The sequence below is a fragment of the Pseudomonas sessilinigenes genome (genome assembly GCF_003850565.1).
GTDB lineage: Bacteria > Pseudomonadota > Gammaproteobacteria > Pseudomonadales > Pseudomonadaceae > Aquipseudomonas > Aquipseudomonas sessilinigenes.
Genome location: NZ_CP027706.1, coordinates 3,565,127 through 3,585,344, shown reverse-complemented (window position 1 = coordinate 3,585,344; position 20,218 = coordinate 3,565,127). Strand labels below are relative to the sequence as shown.

Genomic DNA, 20,218 nt, shown 5'->3' with positions numbered 1-20,218 from the left:
CCCAAAGCCCTGCAATAGCCCACCCTTCCGGCCCGGGCCAGGCACAACGACAAACCCTGCGCGCAGCCATGAAAAAGCCCCGCCCGGCAAGACCGGGCGGGGCTGGATGACACAAGGCTCGTCTTAGGCGACGTTCATGGTCTTGTGGGTATCGATCAGGTGCTGCACGACACCGGGATCAGCCAGGGTGGAGATATCGCCCAGGCCGTCGTACTCCGCAGTAGCGATCTTGCGCAGGATCCGCCGCATGATCTTCCCGGAACGAGTCTTCGGCAGGCCTGGAGCCCACTGGATGACATCTGGCGAAGCGATCGGACCGATCTCCTTGCGCACCCAGTTCTTCAACTCCATACGCAGGGCTTCGCTCGGCTCCTCACCACCGTTGAGGGTGACATAGACATAAATGCCCTGCCCCTTGATGTCGTGCGGCACTCCCACGACCGCTGCCTCGGCGACTTTCGGGTGAGCAACCATGGCGCTCTCGATCTCGGCGGTGCCCATGCGGTGCCCGGAGACATTGAGTACGTCATCCACGCGCCCTGTGATCCACCAGTAACCATCCTCGTCGCGACGAGCACCGTCACCGGTGAAGTACATGCCACGGAAGGTCTTGAAGTAAGTATCGACGAAGCGATCGTGGTCGCGGTACAGAGTCCGCGCCTGACCTGGCCACGAGTCGAGAATCACCAGGTTACCCTCGGCAGCCCCCTCGATGATGTTACCCAGGTTGTCCACCAGGGCTGGCACCACGCCGAAGAACGGCCGTGCAGCGGAGCCCGGCTTCAGGGCATGGGCGCCAGGCAGCGGGCTCATCAGGGTGGCACCGGTCTCGGTCTGCCACCAGGTATCGACGATCGGGCAGCGAGACTGGCCGACGTTCTTGTAGTACCAGTCCCAGGCTTCCGGGTTGATCGGCTCGCCCACCGATCCCAACAAGCGCAGGCTGCTGCCATCGGCACCTTCGCAGGCCGCAGTGCCCGAGGCCATCATGGCGCGGATCGCAGTTGGTGCGGTGTAGAGGATATTGACCTTGTGCTTGTCGACGATCTTCGCCACACGGGTCACGTCCGGATAGTTCGGCACGCCTTCGAAGAGCAAGGTTGTAGCGCCATTGGCCAGGGGACCGTAGACGATATAGGTGTGGCCAGTCACCCAGCCCACGTCGGCGGTGCACCAGTAGATCTCGCCCGGACGGTAGTCGAACACTCGCTCATGGGTCAGCGATGCATACAACAGGTAACCACCGGTGGTGTGCTGCACACCCTTGGGCTTGCCGGTGGATCCGGAGGTATAGAGGATGAACAGGGCCTCTTCGGCACCCATTTCCTTCGGCGCGCAGACACTGCCTGCGACCTTCATCAGGTCTTCGTACCAGATGTCGCGATGCTGGTTCCATTTGATGTCGCCACCGGTGCGCTTGCACACGATGACCTTTTGGATGCTGCTGGTTTCCGGGTTGGTCAGGGCATCGTCGACGTTGGCCTTGAGCGGGATCTTCTTCCCGGCACGAATGCCTTCGTCGGCAGTGATCACCACTTTCGAACGGCAGTCGATGATGCGGCCAGCCAAGGCCTCTGGCGAGAAGCCACCGAACACCACCGAATGGATGGCCCCGATGCGCGCACAGGCCAGCATGGCCACCACCGCCTCGGGAATCATTGGCATGTAGATAGTCACCACATCGCCACGGTGCACGTCCTGGCCACGCAGGGCGTTGGCGAACTTGCAGACGGCCTCATGCAGTTCGCGGTAGGTAATGTTGCGGCTTTCAGAAGGATCGTCGCCCTCCCAAATGATTGCTACTTGATCGCCACGCTCGGCCAGGTGGCGATCCAGGCAGTTGTAGGAGACGTTCAGGGTGCCGTCGGCAAACCATTTGATATCGACATGATGATCGTCGAAGGAAGTCTGCTTCACCGTGGTAAAAGGCTTGATCCAGTCGAGGCGCTTGCCCTGTTCACGCCAGAACCCATCCGGGTTCACGACCGACTGCTGGTACATGGCCTTGTAGGTCGCCTCGTCAGTCAGCGTATTGGCCAAAACCTCGGGACGAACGGGATACACAGAAGCCGTACTCATCTTTCTTACCTCGGTGACATAGTTGTTTTTGTATGACCCCGTTGTAGCCGGGGGAGGCCTATAGAACCATTCGACGATGGTAGTAACAACCCCCTGCGAAATACCTCGACATTTACCAGAACCCCTCAAGAACAGGGCCTACAGCCAAATTCACCACCTGCAAAAATGTTTGAGAAGGCCTTGATAGAGGGCTTTTTCAGCGATTGTTACAAAAACTGTCAAAGGTGTTTATCAAAAGTACGCCTATATGAGGGGCGCCCCCACGCCTAAAATCAGCCTCGCCAAACAGGCAACTGATTAACCAAGTTACAGCCCCCACGAAGGCAGTTAATCAAACTTCTACTCAAGTTCCACACGCAGCCTCAAAAGGGCTGCGCGACCCCACACGACCTTAGATAGGTAAAACGCAAATGAAAGCTTTATTAGTTCTGGCCCTCAGCAGTCTGTGCGCTACCGCGATGGCTGGTGAGATCCCGACTGATGTCGCCAACCAGCAAGTACCGGTAGAGGAATATAGTTACTCCACTGACTTGGACATCGCCAAAGTTATTTCCATGAGCGAAGTTCCAGAAGTATGTGAAGTTGTACCAGCTCGCATGGAATATGAAGACTCCAAAGGCCAGCGGCATATTCTTCAATACCGAGTTATGGGCAACGGTTGCTCTAACGGCTAATCGCCGAGTTCATTGCACACACCTTGATGACTGCCGGCCGCAAGAAATCCGTCTTGCGGCATGGATGCCAGCCCCTACCCGAGGGAGTACCGAGCATCACCCCACGGCATGCGACCACGGCCATCGCATGCATTACCCCAAAGATTCAAATCAGAACGCAAGCCATTGGCGCTCCACCTGGAGAGCCCCACCACGCCCCTGGCTGATGGCGCTTGGCCTCCTTCCAGGGAGCTTCTCGAAGCGTACGAGCGAAGATATTGAGTTGTGTCAAAAACCTTGAAAAGGCTTTCAAAAACACAACATCTAGTAAATTTGATCATTTATTGATCAAAAAAAGCCATTTCTCATCGACCACAAAAAAAATCTTCAACGAGCAAAGCCTTGTAAACCCGCGCTCTGCCCTTCTTCATCGCCTTTCTTGGGCCCGCCTGCGCCCATCGGTCACCCCACGCCCCTGAAAAAATCCTTATAATGCGTCCTCAAAACGGGACTGCAACATTCCCTTACCGGATGGAAAACGACCTGCTGCATCGCACGCCGGAGCTGAAACACCCAGCTCCACCGGCCAGCAGCCTCGAGGCACCCGCAGACGAATTTCTGTTTATTGCCTGCGTCACTGCTGCAACAAACGATTTCTTATGATTTAACGCGGCCGGTAGCGCCGTGTGAAAAGCCAACTTTATTCATTTTCACACGGGCATCTGGCCCTCAAGCAGGAGACGACACGTCATGCTGAGCTGGGACGAATTCGACAAAGAAGAAAGCGAAACCACGGTCAAGGGCAGCAATGCCGGTGGCCAGGCTTCTGAAGCCACCATGGACCGTCTCGACAGCGCTGGTGGTGCCGCAGCTCTCGAAGCTCGTGCCGTGACTAGCGCCGACTCGGCTGCCGTGATCCGTGCCAAGGCAGCCCTGGATGAACTGGACATCGCTGAAGGCCTGGCCGAGCTGGAAGGCTCTTCCGCTCGCATCGCCGTTGATGAAAAGCGCATGATCAACTGCCGTGCCGACCTCAACCAACTGGTGCCATTCAAGTACGACTGGGCCTGGCAGAAATACCTGGACGGCTGCGCCAACCACTGGATGCCGCAAGAGGTCAACATGACCGCGGATATCGCCCTGTGGAAGAGCGTCGAAGGCCTGACCGACGACGAGCGTCGCATCGTCATGCGCAACCTGGGCTTCTTCTCCACTGCCGACTCCCTGGTCGCCAACAACCTGGCCCTGGCTGTATATCGCCTGATCACCAACCCGGAATGCCGCCAGTACATCCTGCGCCAGGCCTTCGAGGAAGCGATCCACACTCACGCCTACCAGTACTGCATCGAATCCCTGGGCATGGATGAAGGCGAGATCTTCAACATGTACCACGAGATCCCATCGGTAGCGAAAAAAGCCGCCTGGGGCCTGCGTTATACCCGTGCGATCTCCGACCCGGAATTCAACACCGGTACCGTCGAGACCGACAAGGAACTGCTGCGCAACCTGATCGCCTACTACTGCGTACTGGAAGGTATCTTCTTCTATTGCGGCTTCACCCAGATCCTGTCCATGGGGCGCCGCAACAAGATGACCGGCGTTGCCGAGCAGTTCCAGTACATCTTGCGTGACGAATCCATGCACCTGAACTTCGGTATCGACGTGATCAACCAGATCAAGATCGAAAACCCGCACTTGTGGGATGCCGAAATGAAGGAAGAGGCCACCCAGATGATCCTCCAGGGCACCCAGCTGGAGATCGAGTACGCTCGCGATACCATGCCACGTGGTGTATTGGGCATGAACGCCGCGATGATGGAGGACTACCTCAAGTTCATCGCCAACCGCCGCCTGTCGCAGATCGGCCTGAAGGAAGAATACCCAGGCACCACCAACCCATTCCCATGGATGAGCGAAATCATGGACTTGAAGAAAGAGAAGAATTTCTTCGAGACCCGTGTAATCGAATACCAGACCGGTGGTGCACTGAGCTGGGACTGATTCGGGCAGCGAGCCTGAACCCCTGGCCCGGATATAGGGCCGGCGAATGAATGAAAAAGCCCTGACCTGGTCAGGGCTTTTTATTGGGCTCGAACACCCGATACATCCCGGTAGCTACGACGGCTCCTGCCATGACAGCTACACAGGAGACAACTGGCAAAGAACAAACAATGGATGCAGCCTGCGAGCCTTGCCGCTATAAAATCCTCTCCATCGTTCAAGGACCCAAGCCCCATGAAATTCGATGTCGCCTATTGCATCAGCCTCGACGACAAGTTGTCGATCTATGACGTACGGGACCTGAATTTCGATGAGACCGTGGACTTCGACTCCGCCAAGGAGCACTTCCAGTGCCCCAACGACATATGTCGCATGATGTTCGAAGCCAGTAATGAACTGGGTACCTTCAACGCCAAGAACGTCAATTACATTCGCACACCGCACTTCAAGAACCTGACCACGACCCGGCACATGGAGGGCTGCCCCTACGGCGCCAGCAAAACCGGCGGCAACATAGACGGTCTACAGGCCGAGAACGATCGTGAGGAGCATTTTCCTTCGGAACTACTGCTGACTCGCCGCGAATACGTGCGTAAACCAACGCTATCGACAACCTCGAAAAACACCCCCGACGAAAACCGACCAATCGCTCCAATCCAGGCTTTTCGCCCCCATCCCGAGCGGCGAGACACTCCAGACACAACCAGCATCTTTGCTCATCCCGTGGAGTGTTTCGTATCGAATATCGACGACAAGGACCTGCTCAAGCGCATGCCGCTGAAGATCGGCGAACACACCGCCTCTTATGCCTCGTTCTTCAAGAAGATCGAGTACCTGCAGGACAACAAGGGACTGATCTACTGGGGCAAGATCAAGCAGATCAAGGACTACACCCAAAGCTTTCGCATCGACTTCGAGCAGAAAGTCTGGTTCAAGGCAGAAGGCGAAGCCAGGAAGAAGCCATATTCAGTCAACGTTTACCTGAGCAAGAAACTGATCGACAACTATCGCAAGCACAAGGCCTTCCTCGAAGAGATCAAGCTCGCCATCGATAACCAGCGCGAGTTGTACTGTTTCTTCTATGGTGTGACCCCGGCCTTCAAGCATGTGCCGAGCAAGAAAAACCCCGAAGCGAGCTTCGGGGTTTTCAGCGCCGATATAGAGAACCTGGATCACTTCATAATCCGCGAGGCTGCGGGCGTGGAGGCGAAGTAACCTCGCGGCTTTCAGCGTTTGGGCAACTCCAACGCCACCGCGCCAGGGTGTTTCCTGACTACCGAGTACGGCAACACGGCCCACTGCGGCCCGTCGCAAGCCCGCTCTACCCGGGGGAAGTGAGCACTGATGAACAGGCCCCTGGGTGTGAAGTACCAACTGTTATCACCCCAGACACCGGCGTCACTGTAGTTACAGCCTTCGTCCTCGCTGGCTGGCTCGCGCATTTCACGAGGATGCAGGGCCGTGAACTGTTCGACCAGCCAGGGTGCCAGCTGCTGCGTGTTGTACTCATACAGGGCGCTATGCTCGGATTGCTTCAAGGGCTGCCCTTTTCCAACCCACAACACATCCGTCAGGGACAGGTCGCGGCCACTGTTCACGTCGATGTTCAAGGGGGAATCGCCAAAGTCCGGATGGGCACCGCCACAGGTGTAACTGGTAGCGATGCTGACACTGAGCACGGCCGAGGAGAAGAACCGCGGCTTGACGCTCTGTATGAACTCGCCCCCCTTGCCAGCCTCCAGCATGCACTCGTGGTAGCCCCCCACCTCACGCCACAAGCGCTCCATCAGCAACTGGTTGAGCTGCTCTTGCCGGTCTTGCGGATAGCCGGCTATCACCTTGAACATCGAGAGGTTCGATGAGGGTTCGCTCCACCATTGCAGCGTGTAGCCCATAAAGTCCTGCTGCTTGCCCTGCTTGAGCGTCAGGCCTTGCAGGCGCAGGTACTCATACAGGTCCTCCCGGTACAACTTCGCAAGGTACGGCAATGTGCCCAGCTTGGGTTCCTGCGCACTGGCCGGTGCCAGCCGGACCTCCAGGGTCTTGCCATTGGCCCCTTGCCACTGGCCCTGCCAGCTATCGGCAGTTCGCTGTAACTGGAAAGCTGCCTGGGGTGATGCATCCTCGGCATAACTCTCCCGACCTTCACTCAACTGCAGCGACTGCTCTTCGAGCGAGCCCGCCAGGGGCAGGTCATGGTGGTACTTCTGGTAGAAATAACGCCCCGTGACCTTGTGCGGATCACTGGTGCTGATTTCCATCACGATTGGCATCTTGCCCAAGGTGCCGACAAGAATCTGCCTGGATGAGGAGGCCTGGGCAGTCGCCCCCAGAAGCGAAACCAACAGGCCACCAAACAGCCAACGCATCAGTCCATTGAACATGGAAACTTCCTTGTATTGGACGCCGGAACACTTCCCAAAGGAAATCCCGGCCAGAGTAGTTGACGGCAATTATGGACTGCCCTCAGAACACAATCGAGCCATCGAGCGTGACGCGCCTGTCACTTCAGGCACATGCTCAGCAGCACCAGCAACAGTAATCCGATATACACCCGCGCATGCACCTGGTCCGGGATGCGGCCGATCCAAGGCGTAGCCAGGCGAATACCCAACAGTGACCCCAGTGTCAGCACCGAAAACGCCAGCAAGTCGACATACCCGACGAACCAGGGCCCCAGGTCGAAGCGACTGAACCCCGCCAGCAGCATGTAGGTAGTTGTACCCGCCAACGCCACTGGCACACTCAAGGGGTTGGCCATGGAAGTGGCCTGGGTCATGGTAAGGCCGCAACGACGTAGCAGCGGCACCGTCATCACACTGCCACCCACCCCGAGAAAGGTGGCGATAACGCCTATGCCGACACCACCAAACATGGTTTCTCCGCCCCCCAGCCGACGTGCCTCCTGCCCACCTGCCTGGTCGAGAAAGCCACGCCGCAGCAGGCAATCGGCAATGGTGATTGCCAAATAAGCGATGAATGCGTAGCGGATCACCTCGCCACTGACCCACATGGCCGCTGCCGCACCAAACACCGCCCCCAGGCCAATGTACCCGCCCAGTGGCCACAGGTAATGCCGGATGAGATTGCCGGCGCGCTGGTGTCGGCGGCTGGCAACCAATGCGTTGACTATCATCACGCAAGTGGAGGTGGCCACGGCAATATGCATGGCCGCCTGCCCCGCCGCGGAACCGCTGCCCTGGCTCGCCAGCAACATCCAGTACAACAGTGGCACCACCACGAAGCCCCCGCCGAAACCGAACAACACGGCACTGATGCCTGTCATGCAACCAAAAAGTGCCAGCAGTAGATAGAACATCGAGCAGCATCCATCAGCCAAGGAATACCCAGACGATAGAACGCAGGCGCTTGGCCGACTTTAGCAAGTCGGCCAATAATGTTGGCGTTTACGCCAACTATGGAACGTCTCGGAATGCGCAATATTCCTGTCGACCAACTGGACCAGACACCACGCCCGGTGCTGGCCATTGGCACCGATTACGCCGATGGCCAACGTCTGCCACGCCACCGCCATCGGCGGGCGCAGCTGCTATATGGAGCCACCGGCGTCATGCAAGTGGGTACCGACCAGGGGAACTGGGTAGTGCCTCCCCAGCGAGCGGTATGGATACCACCCGAAGTGGAGCACGAAGTGCTGATGCTCGGGGTCAGCACCCGCAGCCTGTACATCGAGCCTGATGCGGCTCCGCTGGGCAACAGCGGCTGCCAGGTGATCCGGGTCTCGCCGCTGTTGCGTCAATTGCTGCTGGAGGCGGTGGAGATCCCACTTGAATACGATCGGCAAGGACGCGATGGGCTGCTGATCGAACTGTTATTGCTCGAACTGCAACGGTGCCCTCCACTGCCCCTGCACATCCCACTTCCGGCTGCTCGCCCCCTGCTGCAACTGTGCCAGGCCTTTCTCGCACACCCCGACATCCATCAATCCCCACAGCATTGGGCAGACCAGTTGCATGTCAGCCTGCGTACATTCAATCGAGGATTCCGCCAGCAGACAGGAATGAGCTTCACCCAATGGCGACAGCAGGCCTGTGTGGTCCAGGCCCTTGCACGCCTGGCAGCGGCAGAGAGCGTGACACGAATCGCCCTGGATTTCGGCTACGACAGCCCTGGCGCATTCTCCACCATGTTCCGTCGGGTACTTGGACAGTCTCCGACCACCTACCTGAATCAGCTGGAGCCAAACGCCAGGTAAGGCCCCACGACCAAGGGCCATAGAGCATCCACAGTCGAGTTTGATCTGGAAATCCAATTACTGTATATACATACAGTAATTCCAACGAATCGACCTTCCGGAGAAAGCCATGGCGTCTTTAGCGATGAAAATCACCCTGGAACGTATCGCGCTCTATCAGTTCACCCCACAACACTGTGCCCAGGCACGTGACATGCTGGACTGGGACATGGAGCGTCTATCTCGTGAATCCACGGTTTCGATACAAGCTATCCAGCGTTTCGAAGCCGGCTACGAAGTCCGTGATGTGACGCGCCTGGCTCTGGCGTTCTGCCTCGAAGGCCAGGGCCTGGTATTTTTCCCAGGTTTTACCCCCGGCCGTGGCATGAACATCAAGGGTGCAACCCCCAACCCCATGGAACGTCCAGACTACGCCATGATCGAGTAATCCCTGTCCTGGCCAGTCTTACCCAGAGGGACGCCGGGTGTACCAGACGTATCGAATCAGGCGGATGCCCCTTCCTGCTGTTCCAGCGTCCCATCCACCTCCAGCCACCACGCTGTGCCTCTATCGGGTTGCGTCAGGCTGAACGCCTGTCCCATCTGCGGGGTGGTGATATTGACGCTGCGCTCCCAGGCCAAGGACAGGATACGGTCGAACGGCTCATGCCAGGCATGCATGGCCAGGTCGAAGGTGCCATTGTGGATCGGTAGCAACCAACGGCCTCGCAGGTCGATATGGGCCTGTAGGGTTTGCTCTGGTTGCATGTGCACATGGGGCCATTCAACGTTATAGGCCCCCGTTTCCATCAGAGTCAGATCGAAGGGTCCATACTGCTGGCCGATACGCTTGAAGCCATCGAAGTAGCCGGTGTCGCCACTGAAGAAGATTCTCGTCAATCCATCGATCATGACCCACGATGCCCACAAAGTGTGGTTGCCATCGAACAGGCCACGCCCGGAAAAGTGCTGAGATGGCGTAGCGATAAAGCAGATGCCACCGATTTCACACCCCTGCCACCAGTCCAACTGCCGCACCTTGGCGGCAGGCACCCCCCATTTGATCAAGGTGTCACCCACTCCCAACGGGGCAAGGAAATGCCGGGTCTTGCTTGCCAGAGCCAGTACTGCCTGATGATCCAAATGGTCGTAATGGTCATGGGACAGGATTACCGCCTCGATTTCAGGCAACGCCTCCAGGCTGATGGGCGGTTGATGAAAGCGCTTGGGACCAGCCCACTGAAAGGGCGAAGCACGCTCGGCGAACACCGGATCGGTAATCCAGAATTTTCCGCGCATTTTCAGCAACACCGTGGAATGCCCAAGGCGATAAACGCTGTGGTCAGGCGCTTTCAGCAGTTGCTCGCGGGTCAGGGAGTGGACCGGAATGGACCCAGCCGGGCGAGTATTGCGGGGTTTGTGGAACAACATGTTCCAGAATATCTGCAGCGTCTTGCCAAAGCCGGCGCGACGCACAGGGGCATGGTTACGAAAGGCCCCCTGCTCCTGGCGAGAAGTTTCCTGACGGGAAACAGGGGTGACGCTGGACGAGACAGTGGCCATCACTCAACGACTCCATGGAACGTGACTAGGTTCCGAGGTTGCTCTGCAAAACGATTCATCGGCCCAGGCCAGCAAACATCAGCCGGCCATCGTTGCTCCGAAGACGAACTACACTACACAGTGTAGTTTCTGCATTGCAACAAGATTAAGACGAAGTAGACTGCCGAGTGCTTTCACCGCCCACCCTGACTGAACCCAATTTATGACAGCTCCGAAGCGCCTCACCGACCTCAAGCGCAAAGCCATCATCCAGGCAGCGATCAACGAGTTCCGCGCCAATGGTTTCGACCTCACCAGCATGGACAAGATCGCCGCCACGGCCGGGGTCTCCAAACGCACGGTATACAACCACTTTCCGAGCAAGGAGGAGCTGTTCGCCGAGATCCTGCACAAGCTCTGGGCCAGTATCAGCGCACAGGCGGAAATCACCTACCGTAGCAACGTCCCCTTGCGCGAACAGCTGGAACAACTATTGCAGGCCAAGCTGCGATTGCTAGCCGATGAGAATTTTCTGGACCTCGCCCGGGTGGCCATAGCCGCCGCTATCCATTCACCGCAACGAGCGCAGGACATGGTGGCGCGCCTGGGTGAACGGGAAGAAGGCCTGACCGCATGGATTCGCGCCGCTCTGGCCGATGGCCAACTCAAGTCGCTGGATGTGGAGATCGCCGCCCAGCAGATACACGGCCTTATCAAGAGCTTCGCCTTCTGGCCCCAGATCAGCCTGGGCCAACCGCCCCTGACCGCGGATATGCAAACCCGGGTCATCGAATCGGCCCTGGACATGTTCCTCAACCACTACCAGGCCTGAAACCAAACGTACCCCGCACGGCTCTCCAGCTCTTGAACACGATGAAATGGCTTCGAAGGACACTGATTATTCCTACTGGAATAAATGACAATATTCATCAGAGTGATCCGATAAACGGAAAAGCCGCAGAAACGTAACAACGCGTTTCACTACAAGAACTGGTGCAGCAATCATGGAAAACCAACGCGGCAAGGGCCTTTCATTCGCCCGACGCATCTACTGGCCAAGGATCATCGGCCTCGGAATCGGCAGCATCAGTGTCTGCGCCACAATCTATCCCCTACCACTCCCCGCTTGGGTATGGGCCCTGCTGCTGTTCCACGGCCTGCTTTGGCCGCATCTGGCTTGCCAACTCTCCACGCGCTCAGCCTTTCCCTACCAGGCAGAGCGACGCAACATGCTCTACGACTCGCTGCTCGGCGGATTCTGGGCAGCGACCATGCAGTTCAATCCACTACCGACAGTCACCATCTTGTCGATGATGGCCATGAACAACGTGGCGGCAGGCGGCCTGCGACTGTTTATCCGTGGCGGTCTGGTCCAGTGCGGCGGAATACTGCTGTCCTGGGCCCTGCTTGGAGCCAGTTTCAACACCCAGATCAGCGCACTGCAAATCTACGCCTGCCTACCCATGCTGACCCTCTATCCGCTAGCGGTGGGTATGGTCTGCTATCGCCTGGCGATCAAGCTGCACGAACACAAGCGGGCCCTGAGCGCCCTGAGTCGCACCGACAGCCTCACCGGCCTGCTCAACCACGGCTCCTGGAAAGACCTGCTGCACATCAAGTTCCATAAGTGCCAGCAGCGCCAGATCGAAGCCAGCATCGCCCTCATCGATATCGACCACTTCAAGGCCATTAACGACACCTACGGCCATATCGTGGGAGATTCGGTATTGCGCCACCTGAGTAATGAGCTGCGACGCAACCTGCGCCATGACGATCTGGCCGGCCGTTACGGCGGCGACGAGTTCTGTGTGATCCTGCCACGCATGAGCCATCAACAGGCCCTGGAGGTCATGGAACGCCTGCGCCGGGTGTTCAACCAGTATCGACATCCACAGGTAGCGGAATTGCAAGTCAGCCTGAGCATCGGCCTCGCCGCCTTCAGGCCGGCCTACCTCGATCCTTCGAGCTGGCTCCATGCTGCCGACCAGGCCCTGTACCAGGCCAAACACTGTGGGCGCAACCGCATCGCCAGCAACGACGACATGGAACATCTCGTGCAAGCACAAATGGCATAAGAGGCTAGAAAACTTATACAAAAAGGAAGTAAGAATATTTTTGTATAAGTTTATTTGGATTTTTAGGGACAACTGCCATCATAATGCCGCCACTTTGCCACAGTGCCTGCCGTTCCTGTACAGCACTGCAGTAGCCCAAACCCCAACTAAATCGACTCGCAGCCGGCACCCAGCCGCTGATGCAGCCACGGTGCCCACCCTAAGCACCGTCTGCTTCATCGCTGCGAGTTTTTCTGCCAGCCATGGAACGCTGGCATTGAGCAGATAGTGCCGGATGTCAGGGAGCATTCGGCCTGCAGGCGCACTCCATAGGGATCGACGCAACGTTTCTCCCACAGAGCACCAGCCAACATGCTATTCAATCGCCACGCCAAGACCATCGATGCCCTCAACCGGACCATCGCCGAACAATCGCGCATGCTGGGAGCCATCGAACGCTCCATGGCCGTGATCGAGTTCGATATCAACGGCTCCGTACTGCGGGCCAATGACAACTTCCTCAAGGTCCTGGGATACCGCGACGACCAGGTCCTGGGCCAACCTCATAGGATGTTCTGCACCCCCGAATACGCCCGCAGCAGTGACTATCAGAAGTTGTGGTCACGCCTGAAGGACGGCCATTTCGAATCCGGTACCTTCGAACGCGTCGCCAGCGATGGCCGGAGCCTGTGGCTGGAGGCCAGCTACAACCCTATTCGTGATGAGTCCGGCAAGGTCTACAAAGTGATCAAGTACGCTCTGGATGTGACCGCCAGGATCCAGGAAGAAGTCGAGGCGCGGAACAAGCTGGACGCCATCGACCGGGCCATGGCCGTGATCGAGTTCAATCTCGATGGCACCATCCTCGATGCCAACGCCAACTTTCTCAGTCGCATGGGCTACAACCTGGCCGAGATCAAGGGCAAGCATCACCGCCTGTTCTGCAAACCGGAACTGGCCAATAGCAGCAGCTACCAGGACTTCTGGAACCGCTTGAACAAGGGCCAATTCTTCAATGGCCGCTTCGAGCGTATCGACAAGCTCGGCCGGACCCTGTGGCTGGAAGCCAATTACAACCCGGTCTACGACGCCGCCGGGCGCCTGTGCAAAGTGGTCAAGTACGCCGCCGACGTCACCGAGCAGGTGGAAAAACATGAGCGCGACGCCCAGAGCGCAGCCCAGGCCTACCACATCTCGGTCCAGACCCGCAAAGTCGCCGAGCAAGGCACCGGCGTGATCCAGGAAGCCGCCAACGAAATGCGCCAGATCGCCAGTAACATCGAAGACTCCTCCTCGCAGATCGCCCGGCTCGGTGAGCGCTCGGAGCAGATCACCGCCATCGTCAACACCATCCGGGCCATTGCCGACCAGACCAACCTGCTGGCCCTCAACGCCGCCATCGAAGCCGCCCGGGCCGGCGAACAGGGACGTGGCTTCGCCGTAGTCGCCGATGAAGTTCGCCAACTGGCTGCACGCACCAGCGGCTCGACAGCGGAAATCTCCAGCATGATCGACATGATCCAGAACGAGACCCTGCAGGCTATCAAGAGCATGGATAGCACCCGGGAACGGGCAGCCAAGGGCGTGCAACTGGCCGACCAGGCCGGCACCGCGATCCTGGAGATTCGCAACGGCGCCAGCGAGGCCGTGGACGCGGTAAGCACCTTCGCCACGGAGCGCGGCGCGCTCTGAGGCAAGGCTTTCCCGGCGTCGATAGTGGCGTCGGGAGCGGCCTGGAGGGCTATAGTGGCCCGACGTTCCAGAGCCTGGCGGAGGCCATCATGCGTTCCAGCGATACCCCGGACACCCCCACCCCGAACACCGACCACCTGCGTTTTCATCGTGCCCATGCCCACCTGGCACCGACCTTCGGTACTGACAGCTTTGCCTTGAAGGCCGAAGCCTTCGCCCGGTTTTTCGGTACGCCCACCTTCCTCGGCGCACAGACGTTGGTGGTGTTGGCCTGGGTCGCCCTGAACCTCAGCGGGCTCACCCAGTTCGATGTCTACCCCTTCATCCTCCTGAACCTGGCATTCAGCCTGCAATCGGCCTATGCCGCACCCCTGATCCTCCTGGCCCAGACTCGCCAGGCCGCACGGGACAAGGCCCAGGCCGACGCCGATGCCCAGCACCGCGAGGCCCTGGCCGTTGCCAACAGCGAACGCCAGGCCCAGGCCGCCCAGACCACCACGCAGCTCCTGGAGTTACTGGAGCAGAACACCCGCCTGACAGAGATGACCAAGCAACTGACCGAACGCATCGAGAACCTCACCAGCGAAATGCATGAGCACTTCGTACGCAAGAGCTAGTTCGGGGCCAGGCCATCAGGCCCAATGCAGATGGCGCGCCAGTTCATCGAACAGCGTGACCACCGAGCGCAGGGCCCGGCAATCCGGCCGGGTCAGCAACCACAGGGCGGTCTCCTGCCCCAAGGGTTCGCTCAATGGCACCAGGCTCCCCTCGCCAATAAGAAAGTCCGGCAGCGCCGCAACCCCAAGCCCAGCTCGCACCAGCTCAGCGACCGTCAGCATGCTGTTGCAACGATAAGCCGGTTGCACCCCCGGCCACTGCTGGCGGCGCCAGGCCACGGACGGGTGATCGGGTAGAAAATCATCCGGTGCAATCCAGGCCACCTGTGCCAGATCGCTGCAATCCACGCGCTGCCGATACTCCGAACTGGCATACAACCGATAGGACACCGCCCCCAGGCAGCGCCCCACCAGGTGTTCGGGCGGCGTGGCAGTCAGGCGCACGGCGATATCGGCATCGCGCCGGTTGAGATTGGCAAAGTCATTGGATGTGCACAGTTCGATGACCAGCGCCGGATAGTTCGGCATGAACCGCGCCAAAGCCGGTAGCAGCAGGCTCTGCAACACCGAGTCGGTGCAGGTCAGCCGTACCGTGCCGCTGATCACTTCCCCTCCCTGGGCCACGCCCACCCGTGCCGCCTCCAGGGCCTGTTCCGCGGCCTCGGCCTGCTGGGCCAGGGTCAGGGCCAGGCTGGTGGGCAGATACCCGGCGCGGCTCTTGTCGAACAGTTGCTGGCCGAGCCCAGCCTCCAGCCGGCGTACGGCACGAAACACCGTCGAGACATCCACCTTGAGCAAGGCCGCCGCACGGGCCAGGGAGCCGCCACGAACCAGGGCCAGCACCAGGGCCAGGTCGGGATAGTCCAGCTGATATTGCGCTGATGCACTGATCAATTGGGGTAACGCCAATATTGATTGCGTGAACGCCAATCTATAGTGGCCATCACCCCGCCACAAGCCCATGCGCAACAGGAGTCCCCATGCCCCCACACCCCCAAACGCCGAAGATTCGCATCGCCCTGGTGGGAGATCACGATCCTCGGATCATCGCGCACCAGGCATTGTCCCTGGCCTTGCAACACGCGGCCAGCGAAGTGGGAGCCGATCTGGACTATCAGTGGCTAGCCACTGAGCGGCTGCAAGACGAAAAAAGCCTGGAAGGCTTCGATGGCGTCTGGTGCGTGCCCGGCAGCCCCTACCGCAACATGGACGGGGCCCTGCTGGCGATCCGTGTCGCCCGGCAACGCCAGCTGCCCTTTCTCGGCACCTGCGGTGGTTTCCAGCATGCGCTGCTGGAATATGCCCGCAATGTACTGGGCTGGGCCGATGCCGAACATGCCGAAACCGCGCCGCAAGCCGAACGCGCAGTGTTGTCCCTGCTCAGTTGCGCCTTGGTGGAAACCCGCAATCTGATCCAACTGCACGCCGACAGCCGGATCTCCAAGGCCTATGGCAGCCAGAGTATCGAGGAGGGCTATCACTGCCGCTACGGTGTCAACCCGGAGTTCGCCAGCGCCCTGTTCAGCGGTGCCCTGCGCCCTACCGGCCACGACAGCCAGGGAGACTTGCGCGCCGTGGAACTCGACGATCATCCATTCTTCGTCGCCACACTGTTCCAACCCGAACGAGCCGCACTGTTGGGCCACACTCCGCCACTGGCCCGAGCCCTGCTCCAGGCTTGCCTGGAGGTGCAGCCATGAGCGCTGGCACACCTGCCCCGCCCTACTACGCGGTGATCTTCAGCTCCCAGCGCGGTGAAGCCGATCCCGCCTACGACCAGGCGGCCGAGCGCATGCTGGCGCTGGCTCGCCAGCAGCCGGGGTTTCTTGGGGTGGAATCGGCACGCGGCGCGGACGGTTTTGGTATCACCGTGTCCTACTGGAGCAGTGAGGAGGCGATCCTGGGCTGGAAGCAGCACGCCGAGCACAGCACCATCCGCGAACGCGGCCGCAGCCATTGGTACCGGCAATTCCATACCCGGATCAGCAAGGTCGAGCGGGCCTACAGCTTCGGTGAATGAGAGCGCTCCCGGCCTTCGTCGAGAAGGTCCGGGAGTGGGTGGAGGATCAGCCCTGGCCGCCCGGCAGCAGGCTGCGCACGGCCTGGATTTCCGGCAGGTCGCTGCGGCGCATGTACACCCGCAACGGTTCACTGATGTTGATCCGATCGTCGATGTTCTGGTCCAGCAGCAACTGGATCTGTTCACGCCGCAGGCTCATGGCTTCGTCGGACACCCGTGCCCAGACGAATTCACTGGCCGGGACTATGGCGTCATCGGCCACATCCATGCCGAAGGAGTCTTCGCTGAAACGCACGATGTAGCGACCGGTCTTGCGATTGAGGCCGACAAAGCCCTTGAGCTGGTCGGCGGCCTGGCAGATGAGTTCGGAAGTGATGCTCATGGTAAACCTCGCTGTGGATGCCACAGGGCTGGTGATCGATGGTCTACACGCGAGGCAAGGAAAGCGATGTTCTCAGGCTTCCCTCTGATGGGGAAACTGCGGCGCCCAAGATTACTGCAAAGCGCCGGGAAAAACCGTGAAAGATGCGAATCAGAGCGATACATGTCGCTCTGGCGATAGCACAAGCGTCATTGAGTTGCTAAAAGATAACCCCCTGCACCCGCCCCCACGAAAGGATTTCGAGCATGCCAGCAACCTTCACCCCCAGCGCCCTGATGCTGGGCCTGATGCTCGCCTGCGGCCTGGCCCAGGCCGCCGAACAACCTGACCCCGAAGCCCTGGCGGCCCGCCAGGGTATTCCCCGGCCAGCGGTAATTGCCCACCGCGGCGCCTCCTTCGATGCCCCCGAGTCCACCGCCGCCTCCTACAAGCTGGCCCGGGACCTGGGAGCCGATTACCTGGAGATGGACTTGCAGCGCAGCAAGGATGGCGTGCTGTTCGCCCTGCACGACAACAACCTGCAACGCACCACCGATGTGGCGCGCAAGTTCCCCGAGCGCAAGGACAGCCCGGCCAATGCCTTCACCATGGCCGAGCTGAAAACCCTGGATGCCGGCAGTTGGTTCAACCAGGCCCACCCCGATCGCGCCCGGCCTGGCTTCGCCGGCCTGCAGATCCTCACCCTGGATGAAATCATCGACATCGCCCAGGGCAGCACGGCGCACAAGCCCGGGCTCTACATCGAGACCAAGGAACCCCAGCTGTTTCCAGGCATCGAGCATGACCTCAAGGCACAGCTCCAGGACCGCGGCTGGCTGAGCCCGGCCGGGTCGACCCTGGCCAAGAGCGATCTGGCTGTGGGCCAAGGCAAGGGCAAGGTGGTCCTGCAAACCTTCGACAAGCACAGCCTGGAACTGCTCCACAAGGAAATGCCCCAGGTACCCAAGGTGCTGTTGCTGTGGCTTGCGCCTGGCAGCATCGAGCCAGCCTCCGGGCAGAGCTTCGCCGGCAGCGGCGAAACCGACAAGGCCGCCTTCTATGCCCGCCAGCAACCCCGGGACCAGGCCGAGTTCAAGCGCTGGGTAGATTTCGCCAAGGCCCAGGGCGCCGTTGGCACTGGCCCTTCCGCCGCGCTCACGGCTGGAGGCGACCAGAGCTACGCCGACCTGGTACAACCCTGGATGAACCAGTACACCCACGAGCAGGGCTTGCTGGTCCATGTCTATACCGTCGACGAACCGGTGGACTTCCAGAAAGTCATCGGCGCCGGGGTCGATGGCATTTTCACCAACCGTAGCGACCAGTTGCTCAAGTACTTCCAGCGTCCGGCCGGCACCAGCGTCACCCGGTTGCTGGAGGCCAGCGGCTACTGAATGCCTGCCTCGCGCTGGAACGGCGAACTCTGGCTGGGCCGTGACTTCGGCCTGGTCCATGGGCACATGGGGCCTACCACGGCCCATGCCCATTACGCCCACCAACTGATCATCGCCCCCGGGCAGCCGGTTACCGTGGAACTGGACGGCGTACGGCGCAGCGGTCACTACCTGTTGATCGAGGCCTTGTGCCGCCACGCCATCGTCCAGGCTCCCGAAGCTGCCTTCACCGTCTATGCCGAACCGCTGTCGATCGATGCCCGGGACCTGCACCAGAGCATGTGCGATGTAACGCCAACGCTGCCCGACCTGGAAGCAGCGCTGCGCACTTGCCGACGCCAGCCCATGGCCGACCAGCGTGTCGAACGCGCACTACAGGCACTGGACGCGTCCCTGGATGGCAAAGTCGCTGCGGCACAGCTAGCGGTCCAGGCCAACGTCTCCCTGAGCCAGCTGGAGCGCTTGTTCGCCCGAGACGTGGGCCTGCCGGTTCGGCGCCTGGTGCTCTGGCGACGCCTGCGCCTGGCCATGGCCCTGATGCTGCAAGGCATGCCCATGACCCAGGCCGCCCACGACGCCGGCTTCGCCGACGCCGCGCACTTTTCCCGGACGCTGAAGGCCTTGTTCGGCATCACCGCGGGCCAGGCTCTCAAGACCCTGAAGACGCGTTTGCTGGCTTGACCTGCCGGCGCAAGGCCTGTGGCACCTTGGGCTCGGCGCTGTAGCGCTGGGCCTTGAAAGGCTCGAGCAATTGCCCCCAGTAGTTCACCGGATAATCCGGACGGCTGCCTATACCCAGATCCCCCGGGCGCATCTGATAGTCATGTCGATAGAAAGCGGTACCTAACAACCCGTCCCACAGGTTGAAGAACAGACCGAAGTTCACATCCCCGGCACGACCGTACTTCATGTGATGAAAGCGATGCACCGGAGCCCAGGCGAACACCAGGCGCAGCACACCAAGGCGCATGTCGACATTGGAGTGCTGCAACAGCAACTGGACACCGATGGCCAGGGCCAGCAATTGCGCCACCGGCAGCGGGATACCCAGCACCAGCAGCGGCAACAGCCCCGCCGAAGCCTCGAGCAACTGGTGCAAAGGATGCTTGAGCAAGCCGTTGAAGCCATACATGCGTTGCACGCTGTGGTGCACCGCATGCAGGCGCCAGAGCCAGGCCCAACGGTGACTGGCGTAGTGCGCCAGGGTGATCCCGCAGTCGGCGACGGTAACCGCGAGCAACAACTGCCCCCAGAGCGGCCAGTCCCGGGGCCACAAGCCCTCATGGGCCAGCAGCATCGCCAGCCCCGGCAGCGCCAGCAGGCCGATGGCATTCAACCCCTCGTTGACCACGGCGTGCAGGCAGTCGCGCAACCGATCCCCGTGGGAGCGGTTCCAGGCGGGCTCATAGGGCAAACCCCATTCGGCCAGGAAGGACACGCCAAGGGCCGCCAGGAATAGCCAGAGCAGGCCCGCTGCCGAGCCGCCCGCGCTACCCATCCACCAGACACCGGCGCCGATGAAACCACCAAAGAACAGCGGCCCATACAACCACGCAAGCATTCGTTTCATCCGTCTTGTCTCCATCATTAAGGAGACAGCAGCTTGCCGG

General features: G+C 59.9%; 20 protein-coding genes. 13 read left to right on the top strand and 7 right to left on the bottom strand.

Features of this window, described 5'->3' with window-relative positions:
• Positions 1-123 precede the first annotated feature (123 nt).
• On the bottom strand, positions 124-2,079 hold the full coding sequence (acs, locus tag C4K39_RS16500) for an acetate--CoA ligase (RefSeq protein WP_124347004.1): 1,956 nt from the start codon (positions 2,077-2,079) through the stop codon (positions 124-126).
• A 410-nt stretch (positions 2,080-2,489) separates the two neighbouring features.
• Between acs and C4K39_RS16495 the strand changes: the two genes are divergently transcribed.
• From C4K39_RS16495 to C4K39_RS16485, 3 genes are all read left to right on the top strand, one after another.
• Positions 2,490-2,753, top strand: coding sequence for a DUF2790 domain-containing protein (locus C4K39_RS16495; protein WP_083235997.1), 264 nt, complete (start codon positions 2,490-2,492; stop codon positions 2,751-2,753).
• 729 nt (positions 2,754-3,482) lie between these two features.
• Complete coding sequence (locus C4K39_RS16490; RefSeq protein ID WP_068579426.1) at positions 3,483-4,733, top strand: ribonucleotide-diphosphate reductase subunit beta; 1,251 nt, start codon at positions 3,483-3,485, stop codon at positions 4,731-4,733.
• Positions 4,734-4,967: 234 nt separating this feature from the next.
• Positions 4,968-5,948, top strand: a complete 981-nt coding sequence (locus C4K39_RS16485; protein ID WP_124347003.1) for a hypothetical protein — start codon at positions 4,968-4,970, stop codon at positions 5,946-5,948.
• A gap of 11 nt (positions 5,949-5,959) precedes the next feature.
• Here the strand turns inward: C4K39_RS16485 and C4K39_RS16480 are convergent, their stop codons facing one another.
• Both C4K39_RS16480 and C4K39_RS16475 read right to left on the bottom strand, forming a co-directional pair.
• Positions 5,960-7,117: a hypothetical protein gene (locus tag C4K39_RS16480; protein WP_124347002.1), complete on the bottom strand. Its 1,158-nt coding sequence runs from the start codon at positions 7,115-7,117 to the stop codon at positions 5,960-5,962.
• 119 nt (positions 7,118-7,236) lie between these two features.
• On the bottom strand, positions 7,237-8,052 hold the full coding sequence (locus C4K39_RS16475) for a sulfite exporter TauE/SafE family protein (protein ID WP_068579434.1): 816 nt from the start codon (positions 8,050-8,052) through the stop codon (positions 7,237-7,239).
• Positions 8,053-8,166: 114 nt separating this feature from the next.
• On the opposite strand from C4K39_RS16475, the gene C4K39_RS16470 reads away from it, so the two are divergent.
• Together C4K39_RS16470 and C4K39_RS16465 are read left to right on the top strand one after the other, a co-directional pair.
• Positions 8,167-8,949 carry an AraC family transcriptional regulator gene (locus C4K39_RS16470; RefSeq protein WP_068579439.1) on the top strand — a complete coding sequence of 261 codons (783 nt, stop codon included), beginning with the start codon at positions 8,167-8,169 and terminating at the stop codon, positions 8,947-8,949.
• A 109-nt stretch (positions 8,950-9,058) separates the two neighbouring features.
• A complete protein-coding gene (locus C4K39_RS16465; RefSeq protein ID WP_068579442.1) occupies positions 9,059-9,376 on the top strand; it encodes a transcriptional regulator in 318 nt (105 codons plus the stop codon).
• Positions 9,377-9,432: 56 nt separating this feature from the next.
• On the opposite strand, the gene C4K39_RS16460 is transcribed toward C4K39_RS16465, so the two are convergent.
• Positions 9,433-10,491 (bottom strand): MBL fold metallo-hydrolase, encoded by a 1,059-nt coding sequence (locus tag C4K39_RS16460; protein ID WP_124347001.1) that lies wholly within the window; start codon positions 10,489-10,491, stop codon positions 9,433-9,435.
• A 202-nt stretch (positions 10,492-10,693) separates the two neighbouring features.
• On the opposite strand from C4K39_RS16460, the gene C4K39_RS16455 reads away from it, so the two are divergent.
• The 4 genes from C4K39_RS16455 (at position 10,694) to C4K39_RS16440 (ending at position 14,833) form a co-directional block, all read left to right on the top strand.
• Positions 10,694-11,302 carry a TetR/AcrR family transcriptional regulator gene (locus C4K39_RS16455; protein WP_124347000.1) on the top strand — a complete coding sequence of 203 codons (609 nt, stop codon included), beginning with the start codon at positions 10,694-10,696 and terminating at the stop codon, positions 11,300-11,302.
• 172 nt (positions 11,303-11,474) lie between these two features.
• Positions 11,475-12,545: a diguanylate cyclase gene (locus tag C4K39_RS16450; RefSeq protein WP_068579449.1), complete on the top strand. Its 1,071-nt coding sequence runs from the start codon at positions 11,475-11,477 to the stop codon at positions 12,543-12,545.
• Positions 12,546-12,896: 351 nt separating this feature from the next.
• A complete protein-coding gene (locus C4K39_RS16445; RefSeq protein ID WP_124346999.1) occupies positions 12,897-14,216 on the top strand; it encodes a methyl-accepting chemotaxis protein in 1,320 nt (439 codons plus the stop codon).
• An 89-nt stretch (positions 14,217-14,305) separates the two neighbouring features.
• Positions 14,306-14,833 (top strand): DUF1003 domain-containing protein, encoded by a 528-nt coding sequence (locus C4K39_RS16440; RefSeq protein ID WP_068579456.1) that lies wholly within the window; start codon positions 14,306-14,308, stop codon positions 14,831-14,833.
• Positions 14,834-14,848: 15 nt separating this feature from the next.
• Here the strand turns inward: C4K39_RS16440 and C4K39_RS16435 are convergent, their stop codons facing one another.
• Entirely contained in the window at positions 14,849-15,727 is an 879-nt protein-coding gene (locus C4K39_RS16435) for a LysR family transcriptional regulator (protein WP_124346998.1), read from the bottom strand.
• An 86-nt stretch (positions 15,728-15,813) separates the two neighbouring features.
• On the opposite strand from C4K39_RS16435, the gene C4K39_RS16430 reads away from it, so the two are divergent.
• Together C4K39_RS16430 and C4K39_RS16425 are read left to right on the top strand one after the other, a co-directional pair.
• A complete protein-coding gene (locus tag C4K39_RS16430; protein WP_124346997.1) occupies positions 15,814-16,533 on the top strand; it encodes a CTP synthase C-terminal region-related (seleno)protein in 720 nt (239 codons plus the stop codon).
• Complete coding sequence (locus tag C4K39_RS16425) at positions 16,530-16,853, top strand: antibiotic biosynthesis monooxygenase family protein (protein ID WP_124346996.1); 324 nt, start codon at positions 16,530-16,532, stop codon at positions 16,851-16,853. Before C4K39_RS16430 ends, C4K39_RS16425 begins: the two co-directional genes overlap by 4 nt.
• Positions 16,854-16,899: 46 nt before the next feature.
• On the opposite strand, the gene C4K39_RS16420 is transcribed toward C4K39_RS16425, so the two are convergent.
• Positions 16,900-17,235, bottom strand: coding sequence for a DUF2025 family protein (locus C4K39_RS16420; protein ID WP_068579467.1), 336 nt, complete (start codon positions 17,233-17,235; stop codon positions 16,900-16,902).
• A gap of 245 nt (positions 17,236-17,480) precedes the next feature.
• Here C4K39_RS16420 and C4K39_RS16415 point away from each other — a divergent pair, with 245 nt between their 5' ends.
• Positions 17,481-18,608 (top strand): glycerophosphodiester phosphodiesterase, encoded by a 1,128-nt coding sequence (locus tag C4K39_RS16415; protein ID WP_068579472.1) that lies wholly within the window; start codon positions 17,481-17,483, stop codon positions 18,606-18,608.
• Positions 18,609-19,289, top strand: a complete 681-nt coding sequence (locus C4K39_RS16410) for an AraC family transcriptional regulator (RefSeq protein ID WP_068579476.1) — start codon at positions 18,609-18,611, stop codon at positions 19,287-19,289.
• Here the strand turns inward: C4K39_RS16410 and C4K39_RS16405 are convergent.
• Complete coding sequence (locus tag C4K39_RS16405) at positions 19,258-20,178, bottom strand: sterol desaturase family protein (protein ID WP_124346995.1); 921 nt, start codon at positions 20,176-20,178, stop codon at positions 19,258-19,260. The genes C4K39_RS16410 and C4K39_RS16405 overlap by 32 nt on opposite strands.
• Positions 20,179-20,218 lie beyond the last annotated feature (40 nt).

Excerpts from the sequence above, each read along its gene's own strand:
- C4K39_RS16420 (WP_068579467.1), bottom strand. The coding sequence starts at position 17,235 with ATGAGCATCACTTCCGAACTCATCTGCCAGGCCGCCGACCAGCTCAAG.
- C4K39_RS16485 (WP_124347003.1), top strand. The coding sequence starts at position 4,968 with ATGAAATTCGATGTCGCCTATTGCATCAGCCTCGACGACAAGTTGTCG.
- C4K39_RS16480 (WP_124347002.1), bottom strand. The coding sequence starts at position 7,117 with ATGTTCAATGGACTGATGCGTTGGCTGTTTGGTGGCCTGTTGGTTTCG.
- C4K39_RS16495 (WP_083235997.1), top strand. The coding sequence starts at position 2,490 with ATGAAAGCTTTATTAGTTCTGGCCCTCAGCAGTCTGTGCGCTACCGCG.
- C4K39_RS16490 (WP_068579426.1), top strand. The coding sequence starts at position 3,483 with ATGCTGAGCTGGGACGAATTCGACAAAGAAGAAAGCGAAACCACGGTC.
- C4K39_RS16450 (WP_068579449.1), top strand. The coding sequence starts at position 11,475 with ATGGAAAACCAACGCGGCAAGGGCCTTTCATTCGCCCGACGCATCTAC.
- acs (WP_124347004.1), bottom strand. The coding sequence starts at position 2,079 with ATGAGTACGGCTTCTGTGTATCCCGTTCGTCCCGAGGTTTTGGCCAAT.
- C4K39_RS16465 (WP_068579442.1), top strand. The coding sequence starts at position 9,059 with ATGGCGTCTTTAGCGATGAAAATCACCCTGGAACGTATCGCGCTCTAT.
- C4K39_RS16470 (WP_068579439.1), top strand. The coding sequence starts at position 8,167 with ATGCGCAATATTCCTGTCGACCAACTGGACCAGACACCACGCCCGGTG.
- C4K39_RS16410 (WP_068579476.1), top strand. The coding sequence starts at position 18,609 with ATGCCTGCCTCGCGCTGGAACGGCGAACTCTGGCTGGGCCGTGACTTC.
- C4K39_RS16460 (WP_124347001.1), bottom strand. The coding sequence starts at position 10,491 with ATGGCCACTGTCTCGTCCAGCGTCACCCCTGTTTCCCGTCAGGAAACT.
- C4K39_RS16405 (WP_124346995.1), bottom strand. The coding sequence starts at position 20,178 with ATGAAACGAATGCTTGCGTGGTTGTATGGGCCGCTGTTCTTTGGTGGT.
- C4K39_RS16415 (WP_068579472.1), top strand. The coding sequence starts at position 17,481 with ATGCCAGCAACCTTCACCCCCAGCGCCCTGATGCTGGGCCTGATGCTC.
- C4K39_RS16430 (WP_124346997.1), top strand. The coding sequence starts at position 15,814 with ATGCCCCCACACCCCCAAACGCCGAAGATTCGCATCGCCCTGGTGGGA.
- C4K39_RS16425 (WP_124346996.1), top strand. The coding sequence starts at position 16,530 with ATGAGCGCTGGCACACCTGCCCCGCCCTACTACGCGGTGATCTTCAGC.
- C4K39_RS16455 (WP_124347000.1), top strand. The coding sequence starts at position 10,694 with ATGACAGCTCCGAAGCGCCTCACCGACCTCAAGCGCAAAGCCATCATC.
- C4K39_RS16445 (WP_124346999.1), top strand. The coding sequence starts at position 12,897 with ATGCTATTCAATCGCCACGCCAAGACCATCGATGCCCTCAACCGGACC.
- C4K39_RS16475 (WP_068579434.1), bottom strand. The coding sequence starts at position 8,052 with ATGTTCTATCTACTGCTGGCACTTTTTGGTTGCATGACAGGCATCAGT.
- C4K39_RS16440 (WP_068579456.1), top strand. The coding sequence starts at position 14,306 with ATGCGTTCCAGCGATACCCCGGACACCCCCACCCCGAACACCGACCAC.